Raw genomic sequence first — 18,173 nt, forward strand, 5'->3', positions numbered from 1 at the left:
CGATCAGCTCGTCGAGAACTCGGCGTCGATCACGTCGTCATCGTCTTGTCCCCCGCCATCGGGTGGGCCTTGCGGCTGCGCCGACGGGCCCGACGCGGAGGCGGCCAATGCCTGCGCGATCTGCTGGAGCTCACCGGTCAGCTCGCGGAGCCGCTCCAGCGGGGTGTCCTCCGACTGCAGCGCCTGTCGCGCGTCGCCGACCAGCATCTCTGCGCGGGCCCGGTCGTGCTCGGCGACCGCGTCGCCGCGATCCGCCAGGGCTTTCTCGACCTGGTAGGCGATCGAGTCCAGCGTGTTGCGGGCATCGACCAGTTCGCGCAGCCGGGAGTCCTCGCCACGATGCGCCTCCGCGTCGGCGATCATCCGCTCGACCTCGGACTTGTCCAGGTTGGACGTCTCGCTGATGGTCACCTTCTGCTCCGCGCCGGTGTCCTTGTCCTTGGCGGACACGTGCAGGATGCCGTTCGCGTCGATGTCGAAGGTGACCTCGATCTGCGGTACGCCGCGTGGTGCGGGCCGGATGTTCTCCAGCCGGAAGCGGGCCAGTTGACGGTTGTCCGCGGCCAGCTCCCGTTCGCCCTGCAGGACAACCACATCCACCGCGGTCTGGTTGTCCTCGGCGGTGCTGAAGACCTCGGTCCGGCGGGCCGGGATGGTCGTGTTGCGTTCGATCACCTTCGTCATCACGCCGCCCATCGTTTCCAGTCCGAGGGACAGCGGTGTCACGTCGAGCAGCAGGACGTCCTTGACCTCGCCCTTGATGATCGCGGCCTGGACCGCGGCGCCGATGGCGACCACCTCGTCCGGGTTCACGGTCATGTTCGGCTCCTTGCCGCCGGTCAGCCGGCGGACCAGGTTCTGTACCGCGGGAATCCGCGTCGAGCCGCCGACCAGGATCACCTCGTCGATGTCGTTCGCGGTGACCTTGGCATCGGCCATCGCCTGCTGCACAGGGCTCAGACACCGCTCGACCAGGTCGCCGGTCAGCTGGTCGAAGGTGGACCGCATCAACGTCGTGTTGAGGTGCTGCGGCCCCTGCGCGTTCGCCGTGATGAACGGGAGGCTGATCGTCGTCTGCGTCACCGACGAGAGCTCGACCTTCGCCTTCTCCGCGGCCTCGAAGAGCCGCTGCAGGGCCTGCGGGTCCTGGCGCAGGTCCACTCCGACCTCGCGCTTGAAGTCGTCGGCCAGCTTGTCGACGATCCGGCGGTCGAAGTCGTCGCCGCCCAGATGCGTGTCCCCCGCCGTCGCCCTGACCTCGACGACGCCGTCGCCGACCGTCAGCACGCTGACGTCGAACGTGCCACCGCCCAGGTCGAACACCAGGATGGTCTCGTTCGCCAGTTTGTCCATCCCGTACGCGAGCGCCGCGGCGGTCGGCTCGTTGATGATCCGCAGCACCTCCAGGCCGGCGATCCGGCCCGCGTCCTTGGTGGCTTGGCGTTGGGCGTCGTTGAAGTACGCCGGCACGGTGATGACCGCCTCGGTGACCTTTTCGCCGAGGAACTTGCCCGCGTCCTCCGCGAGCTTGCGCAGCACCAGGGCGGAGATCTCCTCGGGAGCGTAGAGCTTGTCGCGGATCTTGAACCGGACGGCCCCGTCCGGACCGGGGGCCACGTCGTACGAGACAGTGGAGATCTCCGACTCCACCTCGTCGTACTTGCGCCCGATGAACCGCTTCGCAGAACTGATGGTGCCCTTCGGATTCAGCACGGACTGACGGCGGGCCAGCTGCCCGACCAGCCGCTCGCCGGAATCGGTGAACGCCACCACCGACGGCGTGGTCCGGGCCCCTTCGGCATTCGGTACGACGGTGGGCTGGCCGCCCTCCATCGCGGCGATCACCGAGTTGGTAGTTCCCAGGTCGATACCTACGGCCTTGGCCATGTCTACCTCCTGCTCAGCACGGGTGTCACGAACACTTCCCAACCTTGTCCGTGGCCGCGCCGCGCACATCCCCGGTTCTTGTGGTTCTGGGTCCAACTGGTGTTTCCACCTGTTGTTCTCGGGGGCTCCCGGCCTCAGTGATCGGCCACGGGCTGGTGCGTCAGCACCACCCTGGTCAGCTCCACGCGGGACCGGATGTCGAGCTTGCGGAAGGCGTGCCGCAGGTGGGACTCGATCGTGTGCTGGGACAGCGACAGCTCCTCCGCGATGAGCCGGTTGGTGAGTCCACTGGCCGCCAGGCCGGCGACCCGGAGTTCGGCGTCGGTCAGGCTTGCCCAACCGAACGTCGCCCGGTCCTCGGCCGGAGGCCCGTCCTCTGCTGATCGGGAGTGCCGCTCGTCAGCCAGCAGCGCTGCTGCCTCCTCGGTCGATCCGATGGAGAGCAACACGTCCGCGGCGTCGCGGTGCAACCTGCGCCGAACAGGGACCGGCAAGGCGTAGTACGCCTCGTCGCGGGCGGCCTCGTCGCGGAAACCGAGCTGTGCGCCCTTCTCGACCAGGACGCCCGCGGCGAGCGCCTCATGGACCGACGGCAGCAACTCAGCGACCGTCCGCCGGAGGACCAGGGCGACGCACCGGATATCGAAGATGCGGCCGAAGCCCGAGGCCGCTTGCAACATCTGGTGGGTCAGCGGGCGCAGCGGGTCCGTTGGCCGGTCGTGAACCCCATACTGTTCGATCGACATGAGCCGTCGACCTATCTGCTCGTGCCTGGACCGGTCGGAGGGTCGGCCACCCCGTCTCCGTCCTGCTCGCGGCGGCGTTGTGCCGGCTCCGGGCGGCGCTGCTTCGGCACGAGGCCGGCCTGCTCCCACTCGAGGTAGAGCCTGGTCAGTTCGACCCTCGAGCCCACGCGCAGCTTGCGGTACACCTTGCGTAGGTGGAAGGAGACGGTGTCGGGCGAGAGGAACAGCCGCGCCGCAGCCTCGCGGTTCGTCATCCCCTGAACCACCAGGTCTGCCACTGTCCGCTCGGACTCCGAGAGGCGATCCCAATCGGTCCCCGCAGCCACAGCAGTGTCCGCCTCGCCCGGCCGCGGAGCCTCAGGCTTCGAATGCACGATCCGTTGACTGTCCGTCAGCACGTTTCGCACCGCGACCGGAACACGCCGGAGCATCGACACCCGCACCAGATCGTGCTGGAAGGCGAGCACACCCTCGTGTCCGATGGTCAGCAGGCCGCCGACGACCAACTCGTTCAGAGGGGCCAGCAGTTTGCCGAGCGGGCAGCCGAGCGTCCAGCCCAGACTGTCCATGGTGAAAGGCTGATCCAGGCAGGCTGCCACCTCAACGACGTTGCGCGCTGCGGGACTGAGCACGCACACCCAACTGTCGACCACGTCGTCGACGCGGCGGGGCAATTGGTCGCCCAGCAGTCGCACCCGAGCTCCGTCGACGACCACCAGACCCTCGTCCCGCAGTCCCTCGAACAGCGCGACCAGCAGCATCGGGTTGCCGCCCGCGCCTTCGGCCAGGGCCAGCAGCCCGGCGTCAGGCCGGTGTCGCAGCACATCGGCTCCGATGGCTGCGGTGGCCTCGGGTGACACAGGGCCGAGCTCGACCCACGACCTGGTCGGCCGGCGCCAATCGTAGGGCCAGCCGGCCTCCGGGGTCTCCGCGGTCGTTCGGCGGACCACGACCCAGCCGACCGGCTGATCATCCAGCCTGGTTGGCAGGGCCTGCAGTTGATCGGTCGTCACCTCGTCGGTCCCCGGCAGGTCATCGACGGTGACCAGGAGCGGCCGCCCTGCCGCCCGCTTCCCGTACTGCGTTTCCACCGGCCGGGCGAGATCGTCCGTCCGGGCCCTGGCCAAGGTGAATCCCTGATAGGCCGCGCGGTCCTCCGCGGCGGTCAGCAATCGGCTCTTGCCGGTGCCGGGCGCACCGTCGACCAGGAGGAGTCCTCCTCGGCCGGACGCGGTAGCATCCAGCAGCCGCAGGACCGACCGCCATTCCGCTCCCCGCCCCCGGAGGCAACGAGGAGACGCGACTGTTTCCGCCGTGGCGGACATGTGCCCACTCCCTAGTGGTTCGTCATGGCCGTCAACAGTCGCTCGACCACGGCTCGGCTCGGATCGTGCTGTTCAGACCCGGAGTACCCATCTCACCAGGAGAAATGCCGGCGTTTCAGAACTGGCCAAGGATTGACGAACCCCCGCCGCGGGTGCGCAGCAGTTGACTAGGGCTCGACCGGGCCGCTGGTGCCGTCGGCAAGTAGACCGATGCCTTCCGGGGTGATCAGGAATTCCCTGACCGCCGGGTCGTGATGGGAGGCGCGGGTCTTCAGGACGGTCAGCGTGCGGGTCATCGACCTGCCGATCTGCGCGTATTGCAGCAGCAGGACGTTATCGGCCATGTGTGACGCCGCGACTTCGCTCAGCCGGGTCACGCCGAACAGCTCCGGGACCTCGTATGTCAGCATCACACTGGTGCCGCCTCGGGACGATCTCTGCAGCAGGGAGTAGAGGTATTCACGGAAGCGTGCCTCGTCGGGGGCAGCGACCTGCAGATCTCCCAGACTGTCGACCAGCACCCGGCTCGCCCCGGTGTCCTTGATCGTGGCAAGCAACTCGTACACCCACTCGTCGACGTACAGGTCGACGGGACTGCCGTACAAGACGGTGAGATTCTCCGCGTCGAGGGTCCAGCCGAATCGTGCGACGGTCCGCTCCAGTTGGTACCGGTCCTCCTGCAACGTCGCGATCACGGCCCGCTCGCCCAGCTCGAGAGCCCGGAAGACGAAATGAAGCCCCATCAGTGTCTTGCCGACCCCGGTCGGACCTGCCACGACGGTGGAGGCGCCGGGCCAGAAGCCGTCCTCCAGCATCTCGTCGACCGCCTTGACGCCGGAGGGGACCCGCTGGTCACCCAACTCGTAACTGCTGGCGTCCGGGGCGTCCGCCAGCCTGGGAAAGACGTCCAGCCCCGCTGCCGAGAGGCGGTAGGCGTGCTTGCCCGCCAGGAAGCCGCCGCCTCTCAGTTTGTGCACCTGCAAGGCGCGGGCGCTGCGCTGACCGACCTGCACACTGCTCAGCGTGATGATCGCATCGGCCACGGCGAACTCGGGATCACGCGCAATGTCGTCCTCGTCGTACTCGCCGACCCACAAGCTCGTCACCGGTACGGCGCTGAGCATGCCGGCCAGGTCGTGCAGGAAACGGCGGAAGCCACTGCTGCGGTCGGCGTAGGGGTGTAGCGCGCGAAAGCTGTCGATCACGACCATCATCGGCTGCAGTTCGCGGATCAGGTCCCGCAGCCGATCGAGGACACCTCGCAGTCCCTGATCGCGTAAGGCGGCCCCGAGATCCTCGTAGTAGACGCTGCGACCGACCGCGCTCTGATCGAAGAACGACATCGTCTCCCCGTACCGGAGGACCTTCTCCAAAGGCTCGGAGACGGTCGTCAGGTAGAGCGCGGGCCGCTCGGGGGTCGCGTTGGCGAACACCCACTGCTGCCCGAGGATCGTCTTGCCCGAACCGGGCGCGCCGGCCAGCACGATGATGGCGTCCTGCGGCAGCCCTCCCCCAAGGATCACGTCCAGGGGCTCCGACCCGGACGTGATCCTGTCGATCACCGATCCGCCTGCGCGGTCTGGAGGGCCCGCCGACCGAGCAGCCCCCGCACTTGCAGGAGCAGCGCCTGGGCCGACAGCGGCTTCCTGAGGAAGTCGCCCGCTCCCGCAGCCAGGGCGTCCTCGCGCTGGGCGAAGGTCGAGACGGCCAGCACCGGGATGCCCAGCCGGTCTCGCAACTGGGCGCACAGTTGCAGTCCCCGGCCACCGGAGATCAGCAGATCGACCACGGCCAGATGTGGACGCTGGCGCAAGGTCTGCGCCTTGGCCTCTTCGGAGCTCCTCGTGGTGAGCACCCCGTACCCGTCGCGCCGCAGGTAGAACTCGGAGAACTCGGCGGCATAGGGATCCCGCTCGGCCAGCAGGATCAGCTTCCCGCCGCCACCCGGGACTGCCTCGGTTGCCGGCGCCCCGCCGCTGGCCATTCGCTCCCTCAGCATCCGGTACGCGTCGGCGGGTGACAAGCCGCCGGCGACCTGGTCGACGACAAAGCGCAGCTGTGCCACCTGCAGGCGGGAGTAGAGCCGCTGGCCGGACGGGCTGCGGCCTGGCACCACGAGGTCGTACCGCTTCTCCCAGGTGCGCAATGTCGCCGCCGGGATGCCGAGCATCCTGGCGAGGGGCCCGATGCTGTAGACAGGTTGATCGGCCATCGGAGGGGCCTTCCGCTGGGTCGCGTGACTGGCAGTTGACGATCACAGGCGATCGCCGGACAGTCTCCCCGGTCGTGAGGAGACCTTGGGACAGCACCGGACTTGCGTTGCTTCGCACGCTACACCTGCCCGGAGAACAGCCGCCGACTACCTGATCAGGGGATGCCGTCGATCACGTCGTTGGCAAGGCTGGTGACAACCCGGCTCGCCAGAAAGTGAGGATCGATCATGGTTCTGCGCATCAAGGCTCGTCAGGTTCCGCTGCGGCTCGGCTCCGGTGCCTTCATCCTCAATTCCGGACTGAGCAAGCTCGGCAAGGACGAATCGGCAGCAGCGCAGACGCACGGCTTCGCCGTCGGCGCCTATCCCGGGCTCAAACAGATGGACCCGAAGGTCTTCCTGCGGGTTCTGACCATCAGCGAGCTGACCCTCGGCGCGGCGCTGCTCCTTCCGATCATCCCCGGCTGGCTGGCCGGAGCAGGTCTGACGGCGTTCTCCGGCGGCCTGCTCGGGCTCTATCTGCGGACCCCGGGTCTGCGGAAGGAAGGCAGTCTCCGCCCGACCGAGCAGGGCATCCCGATCGCCAAGGACATCTGGCTGCTGGCCATCGGGCTGTCCGTTGTCATCGACGACCTGACCGAAGAGTCCTGACCCGACCGCCGTTTCCGTTCTGGGGAGGCACAGCGTGACTCTCAATGCTGCTCGAACAGGCACGACGCATCCTCGTACCTGGCTGCGGGTCTTCCTGGCAGGTCTGGCGCTGTGGATCGCGTGCCTGGTGGTCACGCTGCTCACCGCGAACGCCAATCTCGTCCCCACCCTGATCCTGCTCGGCAGTTTCCTCGTCCCGGTCACCTTCGTAGCCTGGGCGTTCGAGCGATGGCGCGACGAGGACGTCACCGCCGAGCTGATCGTCAGCGCCTTCATCCTGGGCGGCGTGCTCGGTGTGCTCGGTGCGTCCGTCCTGGAGACCTACCTGCTCCATCCGTCACCGTGGTTGTTCCTCGGAGTCGGGCTGATCGAGGAGGCCGCCAAGGCCGGTGCACTCATCTTCGTCGCCCGGCGGCTGTCCCGCCGGCATGCGCGAGACGGCTTCGTCCTGGGCGCGGCGGTGGGTTTCGGCTTCGCTGCCTTCGAGACGGCCGGCTACGCCTTCAACGCCCTACTGACCATCCAAGGCCTTTCGCTCAGCGCCCTGGTGCAGACAGAACTGATGCGCGGTGTGCTCACACCGTTCGGTCACGGACTCTGGACGGCAGTCGTCGGCGGAGTGCTTTTCTACGAGGCACGTGGAGGCCGGTTCCGTTACACGATGCCGGTCATACTCACCTATCTGTGGGTCTCGGTGGTGCACGCCTTCTGGGACTACTCGCACAGCATCGCGCTGGCGCTCACCTTCCTGTTCACCGGAACCAGGTGGCAGTACCAGCTGCTCTCGATGGGGTACCTGCCGCAGCCCACCACTGAGCAGACGCGCACGTTCACCCTGCTGAGCAACGGGTTGCTCCTGATCGTGGCGGTACTGGGATTGATCACGTTGCGAGTGGCGTGGCGCCGGACCACGACCGAGCCGAGCATCGCGCGGCGGCACTGAATCCGGACTGCACCGGCATAGGCAGCATCGACCCAAGATCGACCACGAGATCGACCCAAGGAGGACATGTCATGGTGATGGCCGTGGCCAAGTTCGAGCGCTTCTTTCGTCTCGCGGCGTCGCTTGACGTCGACAAGGACGATCTGAAACGCCACAACGACTTCATCGGCGAGCAGCTCTACGACCTGCTACTGACGGCGCAGGGCACCGCGAAGGCGAACGCCCGCGACATCATCGAATGGCGCGACCTGCCGCTGACCAAAGGCCTCCAGGAGACCATTCACGAATTCCGCGCGCTCGACGACGAGGTGGAGCTCAAACCGGTGCTGGAACAGCTGGCCACCTGGCCACCGCTCGACGCGACGCTGAGCGAGGACACCGAGTCCCGGCTCCCCGAGGTCGTCGGCGGTCTGAGCCTCGCCCTCGCCCGCACGATGAAGATCGTCGACCCGAAAGTGCGCAACCCGGGCTCGGAGCTTTGGGAACGCACCTTCCAGATCTTCGACCTGCTGCTCTAGACCGGTGTCGTGGACGCCATAAGTGGGTACTGGGCTGCTGTGGCAACCATTCGCGTCGGCCTGGTGGCTGATCCCGCCGCGCCGACCGAGATCGCCCGAAGAATGACCGATCTGCGCCCACTCGACGGTCGCGACAGTTGGCTCGTCACTGTGGTGAGTGAACCGTTCACCACCGGCTCCGAAGACGTCGACCGCGCCAAGGCCCGGCTCCAGGAGCGCGCGCGCCGGCAGGACTGGGACGTCGTGATCGGTCTGACCGAACTTCCACTGCACGACGACGAGGGTCGGCACCTGTTGGTTGACACCGACCCGGCGCAACGGACCGCGGTGCTGTCCTTGCCTGCGTTGGGCGGACTCCGGATGCGCACCCGCACCCGTCGGGCGGTGCGCTCATTGGTCAGCGGTATGGCGGACCCGAACACGACCGACGAGCACCGGGTTGCCCTTCCGCGGGTGCGTGGCCGCTGGCGCCTGCTGATGGGTATGGTGCTCGCCAACCGGCCATGGCTGCTCGTTCCCGGCCTGAAGTCTGCGCTTGTGGCAGCACTGGCGACGGGGGCCGTGGCCACGGTCAACTCCACGGTCTGGCTCCTCGCAGGCTCGCTGTCCTGGTGGCGCCTGGTGATCGCGAGCGTCGCCTCGATCGCTCTCGTCGCCGCCTGGCTCATGATCGACGGCGAACTGTGGGACCGGCCCGACGACGACTCCCCGCAAGCGCGGGAAAGGTCGCGCCTCTACAACACCTCGACACTGTTGACCTTACTGGCCGGCGGACTGATCTGTTACGTCGCCCTCTATGTCGTGAACCTGGCATGGGCGTTCTTCGTCCTCGACCCGCACGTGATGGGCAAGTACGTCAACGTTCCGATCGGCCACACCGACCTTCTCGTCCTGGCCTGGTTCGTCGCATCGGCAGCAACCGTTGGCGGCGGACTCGGCTCGAGCCTGGAGTCGGACGAGGCCATCCGCGCCGCCGCGTACTCCAAACGCGAGCAGGACCGCCGCAACCGCCTCGAGCAGGAACGCGACGACGCGTAGCGAATGTCAAGCCGTTCGACGGACGACGGAGCCTCAGTTTCCGCCGAGACCGGCCTGGCGGGCTTTGACGATCGCGGTTGAGCGGTCGGGCACCTGGAGTTTGGTGAAGATGTTCCACACGTGGTCCCGCACGGTCTTGAGGCTGATCATCAACTCGTGCGCGATCGTGGCATTGCCCTTGCCGGCGGCAACCAACTCCAGGACCTCGCGGTCGGTCAGCGACGGGAACGCCGCCGTGGGCAGCCTGGTGCTGATGGGGATCGCGCTTCTGTTCTTCGCGACAGCCGTCAGGAATCTGCTCCGGTCGAGCGAGGCCCGGGAGGCGACGTACTCAAGCATCGCCTACGGCGGCTGGATCGTGGTCGTCGCGGGCCTGGGGCAGATGGTGGTGTCGAGCTGGGCAATGATCAACGGGGCGGCCGACACCGGTGACGACGCCGCTCTGCACGTGCTGAGCTACAGCGGGTACTTCGGGTTCGCCGGGATGGGCATCGGCATCGCGACCGCCTTCCTGGCCATCGGCCTCGGCGGGATCCGCAATGCGGTGCTGCCCAAGTGGTTCGCAATCGCCACCGTCGTACTCGCGCCTTGAGCGCACTCGGCAACGCCGGCATCCCACCCGGCGGCCTCGTGAACTACGTGCTGCTCCCCTTCTGGCTGATCGCAGCGGCCGGCCATCGTCGCCAGACGCCAACACACCGCAGCCATGCTGCCCGCCGCCTAATCCCCCGGAGAAAGCCACAATCTCTTCCGGGTGACCGACGGTTGGGTGCCAGGGTGGGCGCCAGGGTGTGCTACTGGCGCGATGGATCCCGTGTGGCGCGATTGTCGAGGTATGACAACGAATCAGGTGACTTTGGCGAATCCCAGGCGGACCAGGGTTGTTGGCCGTGGCGACGTTGCTCGGCTTTCCGCGGTGCCGGAGACGGATCTTGTGACCCGGCTTGCCACCGTGCCTGGCCTGGTCCGGCCTGGCATTTCGCACTGGGACATGAAGACGCGGCTGCCGTTGCATCCGCTGTCCAACGAGAATGCGTACGGCGATCCGCAGTTGCTTCATGACCTGGCGGTGCCGGGGGCGGAGTTCGCGCATCGGCTGGGCGTTGACGTGGTCGTCGGCGCGGAGACGGGCGGGATCCCGCTGGGTACGGCGGTTGCACTGGCCGGCGATCTTCCGTTCGCGTTTGTTCGCAAGCCCGGGTATGTGGGGCACGAGGACCATGAACCGCGGGTCCGTGGAGCCTCGGTTGCCGGGCGGCGGGTACTGCTGGTCGACGACGCGGTCTCGTCGGGCAAGGCGCTCGAAGCGTTCGCAGACGAGCTGCAGAGCGAAGGGGCGATCCTCGTCGGGGTTTTCACTCTCGTCGACATGCGTGATGTTGCGACCTCGGTGGTCCCGATCGCCAAGACGCTTCCGATCGAGTCCGTCGCGACCTATCTCGAGGTCCTCGACGCGGCGACCGACGCCGGCATTCTCGATCCCGCGACCCACCGGCTCGCGGTCAACGCCCTGGTCAACCACTGGACCGATGACGATCCCCGCTGGTCGCTGCTCGACCACGCCGCCTGACCTCAGAACCGCCCGCGGGCGGGGAGGAAGGCGCCGGTTGCTTCCTCGGCGCGGATGATGTGGGTGATGGCGTTGATCAGCGCCAGATGGGTGAACGCCTGGGGGAAGTTGCCGAGTTGGCGTCCGGTGAGCGGGTCGATCTCCTCGGCGTACAGGCCGAGCGGGCTCGCGTAGGACAGCAGCTTCTCGCACAGCGCGGTCGCCTCGGCCAGCTCGCCGATCTCGACGAGCGCGGACACCAGCCAGAACGAGCAGATCGTGAACGTTCCCTCCGCGCCGGTCATTCCGTCGTCGGTCTCCGAGACGCGGTACCGCAGCACCATGCCGTCCTCGGTGAGCTCGTCGGCAATCGCCCGCACGGTGGCACGAACCCGCGGATCGTCAGGCGGCAGGAACCGGAGCAAGGGGACCAGCAACAGCGAGGCATCGAGCGTGGTGGCGCCGTACCGCTGCACGAAGACTCCCCTATCGTCGACACCGTGGGTGCAGATGTCCTCACGGATCTCGTCGGCGACCACTTGCCAGTCGTCGGCGTATCCCGGCTCGTCGTGCAGCCGCGCCAGCTTGGCACCGCGATCCAGGGCGACCCAGCACATCAGCTTGGACGAGGTGAAGTGCTGCGGTTCACCCCGTGATTCCCAGATCCCGCGATCGGGCTCGCGCCAGTGCTTCGCGGCCGCCTCCACAGCTCGCTTGAGGACCGGCCACAGGCTTTCAGGCACCTGGTCCCGGGAGCGGGCATGCAGATAGACCGAGTCGAGGACCGCGCCCCAGACGTCATGCTGACGCTGTAGATAGGCCGCGTTTCCGACGCGGACCGGTCTCGCGCCCTCGTAGCCGCCGAGGTGGTCCAGGATCTGCTCCGGCAGGTCACGCTCACCGCCGATGCCATACATGATCTGCATGTCGTGATCGGCGTCGCACATCTCAGTGAGGAAGCAGAAGAAGTCGTTGGCCTCGCGATCCAGCCCGATGGTGTACAGCCCCCAGAGGGCGAACGTGGAGTCTCGGATCCACGTGTACCGGTAGTCCCAGTTCCGCTCGCCGCGTGGCGTCTCGGGCAGGGAGGTCGTTGCGGCGGCAAGCAGAGCCCCGGTTGGAGCGAAGGTCAGCCCTTTCAGCGTGAGTGCGCTGCGCGCCAGATGGCGGCTCCACGGATGATCCGGGAAGACGCCGACGTTCATCCACTGCCGCCAGTACTCGGCCGTTCTCCCCATCCGTTCAAGGGCTTCGGTCCAGGTGTGTGGCGGTGCCACGGCCGACCACGAGAGTGCCACGTACGCCGTATCGCCCTGAGACATACGTGTCCTTGCCCCCGCCGTGCCTCCCTCCAGACCGAGGCGTAGATCCGTGGTCAGCTTGAGCGTGACATCGTGATCCACGTCAGGGCAGGTCGCCACGGCCTCGCCGTACCCGGGACCGTCGTACGTCCAGCGTGCTTCGCGCCGGCCGTACCCGAACATCGGCTCGCACACCATCGCGAGATCCACAACGCCGCTGACGCATTTGACCGTCCGCAACAAGCAGTGCTCGGCGTCGTAGTCCGTCGGCGTACGGCGGTGAGACCCGGACCGCTCGGAGATCTTGTGCCACGGACCCATGAGCAGCGCATCACGGACGATCAGCCAGCCGGTCGGCGTCTTCCAGGTCGTCTCGAGCATCAGGCTGCCCGGCAGATACCGACGTGCCGCAGGCACCCGGACGCCGTGCGGACCGAGCCGGAAGCTCCCCGCCGCGCGGTCGAGGATTGCCCCGAAGACACTCGGCGAGTCGTGCCGCGGCAGGCACATCCACTCCACCGCACCGCTGGGCGCGATCAGGCAATTGGACTCGCAGTCCGACAAGAAGGCGTACTCCGCAATCGGCGGGTGGGCGCTCCGACGTACCAACGACTCGGGCGACGTCACTTCCCCGCCCCCGTATCAGGGCTCTTGGCTGTAGCTGCATTGGCCATCTCGCCTCCTCGACCCTTCATCATGCGACGAAAGAGCCGGCCGGAGTAGGTACTCCGGCCGGCTCTTCGGTGGCGGCTGTCAACGGGCGGCTCGTTCGATCACGCTGGTCACGGCTGCGGGCTGTGACAGCGCGACCAGGTGGGAGGCGCCGGCGATCTCGGTGATGGTGGCGTTCGCCCGTTTGGCCATGAAGCGCTCTGCCGCGGGGGCGATGGCGTGGTCACCGGTCGGGATCACGGCGTACTTCGGGACCGTGGTCGGAGCGGTCTCGGCGACGGGCTCGTCGAACGCCGAGGCGGCGATCGGACGCTCAGCGGAGACGAACACGTCTGCCTGACGGACGGGCAGGTCGGCGGCGAAGACGGCGCGGGAGTTCTCCGGCTTGATCGCGAGGTCGACACCACCGGGGTAGTTGATCGGCACGAGCTGCGGGCCGAGCTCACTGCCCGGGAACTGCGAGTTCAGCGCACCCAGCGTCTCGCCGGCCTGCGGGATGAACGCGGCCACGTAGACCAGGGACTTCACATCGGCCGTGTCGGCCAGCTCACTGACCAGCGCGCCGCCGTAGGAGTGACCGACGAGTACCTTCGGGCCGGGGATGGTCGCGAGTACGCCGCTCAGGTACGACGTGTCGGCGGCGATCCCGCGGAGTGGCACTGCAGGCGCGACGACTGTATAGCCGTCGTGCTGGAGCCGTCCGGTCACCTCCGACCAGGTGGACCCATCGGCGAAGGCGCCGTGCAGGAGCACGATGGTCGGCTTCGTCTGGGCCGACGAGGTCGACGACGATTGGGTGGACGACGACTGGGCGGCCTGAGCGGTGGTCGCGCCGCCGAGCAGCACCGCGGTGCCGAGCGCTGCGAGGATCAGGTTTCTTGCCTTGGGCATCAAGTTCTTCATGGTGGTCAGACCTCGGTCCGGGTGGTGGAGATGGGGGTGGTGGTGATGGGGGTGGTGGTGGATGGGATGTTGCGGGCCTCGATGGCCCGGACGGTGTTGTCGAAGGCCTTGCGCAGTACCTTCTTGCCGCCGAGCGCGAACAGGGTCGCGAGCAGATGGCCCTTGAGGTTCTTGCCCTCGCGGACGATCACGACGTCGATCGTGGTCGCGCCGTCGGAGTGCTCGGTGAGGGTGTAGGAGTGTCCGGAGGCGCCGCCCCAGACGTTGGAGTCGGTCGTGGTGAGGACGACGTGGTGCGGGTTGGACCAGTTGTAGTGCAGGCGCTCCCACACGCCGCCCGATCCTTCGGTGACGTCGGCGTAGCCGGGTCCCTGATCGTGCACCTTCAGGTAGTCGTCGCTGCTGTTCGCGAACAGCTGCGCGCGACCCGGCCCGAAGTCGGTCAGCGCCGCGATGAACTGCGCGGGCGTCGAGGTGGTGGTTTCGCTGAAGCGGATGGTGGTCATTGCCTTTTCCTTTGCTAGGAGCCCTTCGATGACTCCACTTTCCGCCGCAGGTTGATGCATCACCCCAGGGGAAATCCCTGGTCGATACACCAGCGCAAGGCCGTGAGGCGTCCGACCGTCGGCGCCCGACAGCGCGCCGGGAGCGTACGGATGGGCCGTACGTAGGGCCGCGGCGGACCCGTGTGTCTGCCAGTGGGTTCCCTGGTGTGACCTGGGGTGGTCAGGGGGCAGCGTGGTCCGTGACAATGGCCGGCGAGGGAGATTCCGATGGCTACCTTCGACTATGACGTGCTGATCGTGGGGTCCGGGTTCGGTGGCAGTGTTGCTGCGCTGCGTGCCGCGGAGAAGGGGTACCGCGTCGGGGTTCTCGAGTCGGGGAAGCGCTGGAGCGACGCAGACATCCCGAAGAGCCAGTGGCATCTGCCGGGGTTCCTGTGGTTCCCGGCGGCGGAGCTCTACGGGATCCAGCGGGTCGAGTACCTCGATGACGTGCTCGTCCTGTCCGGCGCGGGCGTCGGTGGCGGGTCACATGTCTACGCCAACACGCTGTACGTCCCGCCGAAGCAGTTCTTCGATGCTCCCGAATGGTCGAGCATCACCGACTGGGCCGACGAACTGGCTCCGCACTACGACCAGGCCACCCGGATGCTCGGCGCCGTTCGGTACCCGTACATGCCCACCGACGTCGACCGTGTCATGTTGCAGGTCGCGACCGAGCTGGGACGCGGCGAGACCTTCAACAAGGCGCCCGTCGGCGTGTACTTCGGCAGCCCCGGCGTCGAGGCCGAGGATCCGTACTTCGGCGGCGCCGGACCGCGTCGTACCGGGTGCATCTCCTGCGGCAAGTGCAACATCGGCTGTGGCCACAACGCGAAGAACAAGCTGACCACCAACTACCTGTACCTCGCGGAGCGGCTGGGCGCCCAGGTCCACGAGCTGCACGAGGTCCACGACCTGATCCCGCTCGAGGGCGGCGGCTTCGAGGTCCATGCCCGGCATCCGGGCTGGGCACAACGAGCCGCGCACAGTCAGCAGCACACCTACACCGCCGAGCAGGTGATCGTCGCAGCCCACGCGTACGGCTCGTCGAAACTCTTGCTGCACATGCAGCACGAGGGCCGACTCACCGGTGTCTCCACCGAACTCGGCCACAGGGCTCGGACCAACTCCGAGCAACTCCTCGCGATCACGCGCACGCATGCGGAGTGGAAGGCCGATCCGGACAAGATCACGTTCACGCCGGGGTCGGTGTCGATCACCTCCGGCGTCTGGCCGGATCCCGTCACGAGCATCGAGCCGGTCTACTGGGGCGTCGGCAACGACCTGTTCGCGTTTCTGGTCACCTACCACCAGCACGGCGAGCAGAAGCACCCGACAGCAGCCTGGATCAAGCAGCTCATCGACGAGCCGAGCTCGGTGCTCAGCTTCGACGACCCGCGGAACTGGGCCGAGCGCACTGTCATCATGCTGTGCTCGCAGACGACCGACACGTCGATCGACCTCTACTGGGGCGACGGCCGACTTCGGAGTAAGCAGACCGGCACGCCGCCGGTGGTCCACATCCCGGCCGTGGAGCAGTTCGTCGACCGGATGACCGCTCTGATGGGCGGCCACCAGGGAGCGTTGCCGTTCGAGGTCGTCAACCGCACCGCGTCGGCCCACTTCACCGGCGGCATTCCGATCGGGGACAACAGCGAGAGCGGCGCGGTCGACCCGTACCAGCGGGTCTTCGGCCAGCCCGGCCTGCACGTGATCGACGGCAGCGTGATGCCGGCCAACACGGGCGTGAACCCGTCACTCTCGATCACCGCCCTCGCCGAACGAGCGCTGTCGCTGTGGCCGAACAAGGGTGACGTGGATCCGAGGCCGCCATTGGGGTCGGGCTACCAGCGCGTCGCCCCCGTGATGCCGCACCGGCCCGCCGTACCCGCGGGCGCTCCGGCCGAGCTGCGGCTCGACGCCAAGAAGGCCGACGTCATCCCCGACTACCCGTACTGACTGCCCGTATCAAGGCCAAAGGAGCAGACCGATGACCGATCTTCGCGCCCTCGAGCCGCTCGCGCCGATCGCTGACGGCGTCGTCGTTCCGTACTACCTCGGCGATCGAAAACTCCGCATCGCCCTCGCCCGGATCGACGGCCGCCTGTACAGCTTCGACGATCTCTGCACGTGCGGCGGTGACCCGTGCCCGCTGTCCAGCGGACTGCTCACCGGGCGCACGATCATGTGCCAGTGCCACGGCTCGCGGTTCGACGTCACGAGCGGCGCGGTGCTCAACGGGCCGGCGAGCCGACCGCTGAGCAGCTACGAAGTCCAGGAACTCGACGGCAATCTCGCAATCGGGCTGTGAAGGAGACGACCTCATGAAACTCAACCGTCAGTGCCTGACGCCGGTCGGAGCAATCGCGCGCGGTCTCCTGGCCGGAACCGTCGGGACCATCGCCATGGATACGTTGCTCTACTTCCGCTACCGCAAGGGCGGCGGCGACGGCGAATTCGCGCGCTGGGAGTTCTCCGCCGACATCCACAGCTGGGATCAGGCGGCGGCACCCGCCCAGGTCGGGAGACGTCTGTACGACGGGTTGCTGCAGCGCGAGTTGCCCGACGACCGGGCCGCGCTGGTCAACAACATCATGCACTGGGGCTACGGCATCGCCAACGGAGCCGCGTACGGCGTACTCGCCGGCTCGCTGCGGAATCCGCAGGTCTGGTACGGCATACCGTTCGGCGCCGGCGTCTGGGGGTCGGGGTACGTCGTACTGCCGGCCGCCAAGCTTTACGAGCCCATCTGGAAGTACGACCGTAAGACCCTCGCGAAGGACCTGAGCGCTCACCTGGTCTACGGCCTGACAACGGCCGCGGTCTTCAGGCTCGCGCGCAGATTCCGGCTCTGACTACGCGAATCCCAGATCAACGCCGCGGCCCAGCCAGGGGTGCGGGCCAGGGAGTCTCCCTGGTGTGATGCGACGGCTCCGGGGCCAGAGTTGAGGTCATCGGGAGAAATCGCATTGGGAGGCATCGGATGAAGCTCTTTCGCGGCGGACAAACGGCCAGCGCCGTACCCGCGACCGCGGCGGGACCGGATCACGGTCCGGTGATCGTCCTGGTCAAGGGCACCGAGGACAGCAGGGACGCGGTGGAGTGGGCCGCCGCCGAGGCCGCGGCGCGTCACTCCGAGCTCCGGATCGTGCACGCCTTCCCCTGGGCCCGCGTACTCGACCCGTTCGGCAACGCGACCGTCGACCCGCGGGTCCGTGAGGCCGCGGAGAAGGTCGTCGAGGTCGCGGAGCACAGGGCCAGCCGGATCGCGTCCGGTCTGCGTATCGGGACCATCGTCTTCCCCGGCAAGCCTGCCGCCGCCCTCGCACGGGCGGCCGAACACGGCGGTCGGCAGAGTCTTCTGGTCCTCGGGCATCACCATCGATCCGGCCGGTCCTCGATCCGCCGGCTGTCGCGCCGTACGCCGAACTCCGTGGCCGTGATCGGGTTGACCTCGCCGTACGCGCCCGGATCGTCAGTCGGCCGGGTGGTCGTCGGGGTCGACGGGAACGGCGGTCCGCAGCCGGTGCTGGGATTCGCCTTCCGGGCGGCCCGCCGCCGCGGCACCGGCCTGACGATCGTCCACGCTACCTGCGTCGATCGACGCAGCGACATCGAGGAGACCGTGCGCGTCTGGCAGATGGCGTACCCCGACGTCGACGTCCGGTGGAGTGTCACGACCGGCCCGGCCGACTCCGCGATCCTGGCCGAATCCGCAGGGGCCGCATTGACCGTGATCGGCTCCACGACCCACGGATGGCTCCGGCGACTGCTGTACGGGTCGACTGCCTGCACGGTTCAGCGGCTGGCTCGCGGTCCGGTCGTCGTGGTCGGCGCAGATACCGTCTGAGCGTTGTTCGGTCTCACCAACGGGTCCAAACCT

19 protein-coding genes are annotated in these 18,173 nt (G+C 67.6%); 10 read left to right on the forward strand and 9 right to left on the reverse strand.

All coding sequences use genetic code 11. The annotated features are described in order from the left end of the window. Window positions 1-3: 3 nt before the first annotated feature. From dnaK to EV653_RS11500, 5 genes are all read right to left on the reverse strand, one after another. On the reverse strand, window positions 4-1,887 hold the full coding sequence (gene dnaK, locus EV653_RS11480; RefSeq protein WP_134101331.1) for a molecular chaperone DnaK: 1,884 nt from the start codon (window positions 1,885-1,887) through the stop codon (window positions 4-6). 134 nt (window positions 1,888-2,021) lie between these two features. Then, window positions 2,022-2,633 (reverse strand): helix-turn-helix transcriptional regulator, encoded by a 612-nt coding sequence (locus tag EV653_RS11485; RefSeq protein WP_134101334.1) that lies wholly within the window; start codon window positions 2,631-2,633, stop codon window positions 2,022-2,024. A gap of 11 nt (window positions 2,634-2,644) precedes the next feature. Next, window positions 2,645-3,958, reverse strand: a complete 1,314-nt coding sequence (locus EV653_RS11490) for a helix-turn-helix transcriptional regulator (RefSeq protein WP_134101336.1) — start codon at window positions 3,956-3,958, stop codon at window positions 2,645-2,647. A 167-nt stretch (window positions 3,959-4,125) separates the two neighbouring features. Beyond that, entirely contained in the window at window positions 4,126-5,520 is a 1,395-nt protein-coding gene (locus EV653_RS11495) for an ATPase domain-containing protein (RefSeq protein WP_134101339.1), read from the reverse strand. Then, window positions 5,517-6,170, reverse strand: coding sequence for a MerR family transcriptional regulator (locus EV653_RS11500; RefSeq protein WP_134101342.1), 654 nt, complete (start codon window positions 6,168-6,170; stop codon window positions 5,517-5,519). The genes EV653_RS11495 and EV653_RS11500 overlap by 4 nt, the downstream gene beginning before the upstream one ends. A 228-nt stretch (window positions 6,171-6,398) precedes the next feature. Here EV653_RS11500 and EV653_RS11505 point away from each other — a divergent pair, with 228 nt between their 5' ends. From EV653_RS11505 to EV653_RS11520, 4 genes are all read left to right on the forward strand, one after another. Beyond that, a complete protein-coding gene (locus tag EV653_RS11505; protein ID WP_134101344.1) occupies window positions 6,399-6,821 on the forward strand; it encodes a hypothetical protein in 423 nt (140 codons plus the stop codon). A gap of 34 nt (window positions 6,822-6,855) precedes the next feature. Continuing rightward, window positions 6,856-7,764: a PrsW family intramembrane metalloprotease gene (locus tag EV653_RS11510; protein ID WP_134101347.1), complete on the forward strand. Its 909-nt coding sequence runs from the start codon at window positions 6,856-6,858 to the stop codon at window positions 7,762-7,764. Between the two features lie 71 nt (window positions 7,765-7,835). After that, the gene (locus EV653_RS11515) at window positions 7,836-8,282 is read left to right on the forward strand and encodes a DUF1931 family protein (RefSeq protein ID WP_134101350.1); all 447 of its coding nucleotides are present in this window, start codon (window positions 7,836-7,838) and stop codon (window positions 8,280-8,282) included. Window positions 8,283-8,321: 39 nt separating this feature from the next. Next, a complete protein-coding gene (locus EV653_RS11520; RefSeq protein WP_202871548.1) occupies window positions 8,322-9,320 on the forward strand; it encodes a hypothetical protein in 999 nt (332 codons plus the stop codon). 33 nt (window positions 9,321-9,353) lie between these two features. Here EV653_RS11520 and EV653_RS11525 read toward each other — a convergent pair whose 3' ends face one another. Next, window positions 9,354-9,659 (reverse strand): LuxR C-terminal-related transcriptional regulator, encoded by a 306-nt coding sequence (locus tag EV653_RS11525; protein WP_134101352.1) that lies wholly within the window; start codon window positions 9,657-9,659, stop codon window positions 9,354-9,356. Between EV653_RS11525 and EV653_RS11530 the strand changes: the two genes are divergently transcribed. Both EV653_RS11530 and EV653_RS11535 read left to right on the forward strand, forming a co-directional pair. Beyond that, window positions 9,574-9,912 (forward strand): hypothetical protein, encoded by a 339-nt coding sequence (locus tag EV653_RS11530; protein ID WP_166679241.1) that lies wholly within the window; start codon window positions 9,574-9,576, stop codon window positions 9,910-9,912. The two genes, EV653_RS11525 and EV653_RS11530, sit on opposite strands and share 86 nt — an antisense overlap. A 399-nt stretch (window positions 9,913-10,311) precedes the next feature. Then, window positions 10,312-10,890, forward strand: a complete 579-nt coding sequence (locus EV653_RS11535; protein WP_202871549.1) for an orotate phosphoribosyltransferase — start codon at window positions 10,312-10,314, stop codon at window positions 10,888-10,890. A gap of 2 nt (window positions 10,891-10,892) precedes the next feature. Here the strand turns inward: EV653_RS11535 and EV653_RS11540 are convergent, their stop codons facing one another. The 3 genes from EV653_RS11540 to EV653_RS11550 form a co-directional block, all read right to left on the reverse strand. Then, on the reverse strand, window positions 10,893-12,797 hold the full coding sequence (locus tag EV653_RS11540; RefSeq protein WP_238159679.1) for a glycoside hydrolase family 15 protein: 1,905 nt from the start codon (window positions 12,795-12,797) through the stop codon (window positions 10,893-10,895). 126 nt (window positions 12,798-12,923) lie between these two features. Then, window positions 12,924-13,745, reverse strand: a complete 822-nt coding sequence (locus EV653_RS11545; RefSeq protein ID WP_202871550.1) for an alpha/beta fold hydrolase — start codon at window positions 13,743-13,745, stop codon at window positions 12,924-12,926. Between the two features lie 5 nt (window positions 13,746-13,750). Then, entirely contained in the window at window positions 13,751-14,251 is a 501-nt protein-coding gene (locus EV653_RS11550; protein ID WP_134101360.1) for a hypothetical protein, read from the reverse strand. A gap of 267 nt (window positions 14,252-14,518) precedes the next feature. On the opposite strand from EV653_RS11550, the gene EV653_RS11555 reads away from it, so the two are divergent. The 4 genes from EV653_RS11555 (at window position 14,519) to EV653_RS11570 (ending at window position 18,140) form a co-directional block, all read left to right on the forward strand. Then, window positions 14,519-16,249 (forward strand): GMC oxidoreductase, encoded by a 1,731-nt coding sequence (locus EV653_RS11555; RefSeq protein WP_134101363.1) that lies wholly within the window; start codon window positions 14,519-14,521, stop codon window positions 16,247-16,249. Window positions 16,250-16,280: 31 nt separating this feature from the next. Next, a complete protein-coding gene (locus EV653_RS11560; RefSeq protein ID WP_134101366.1) occupies window positions 16,281-16,601 on the forward strand; it encodes a Rieske (2Fe-2S) protein in 321 nt (106 codons plus the stop codon). A gap of 13 nt (window positions 16,602-16,614) precedes the next feature. Next, the gene (locus tag EV653_RS11565; RefSeq protein WP_134101368.1) at window positions 16,615-17,145 is read left to right on the forward strand and encodes a DUF1440 domain-containing protein; all 531 of its coding nucleotides are present in this window, start codon (window positions 16,615-16,617) and stop codon (window positions 17,143-17,145) included. 128 nt (window positions 17,146-17,273) lie between these two features. Continuing rightward, a complete protein-coding gene (locus tag EV653_RS11570) occupies window positions 17,274-18,140 on the forward strand; it encodes a universal stress protein (RefSeq protein ID WP_134101371.1) in 867 nt (288 codons plus the stop codon). Window positions 18,141-18,173: the final 33 nt, after the last annotated feature.

The organism is Kribbella pratensis, from assembly GCF_004365355.1.
Lineage (GTDB): Bacteria > Actinomycetota > Actinomycetes > Propionibacteriales > Kribbellaceae > Kribbella.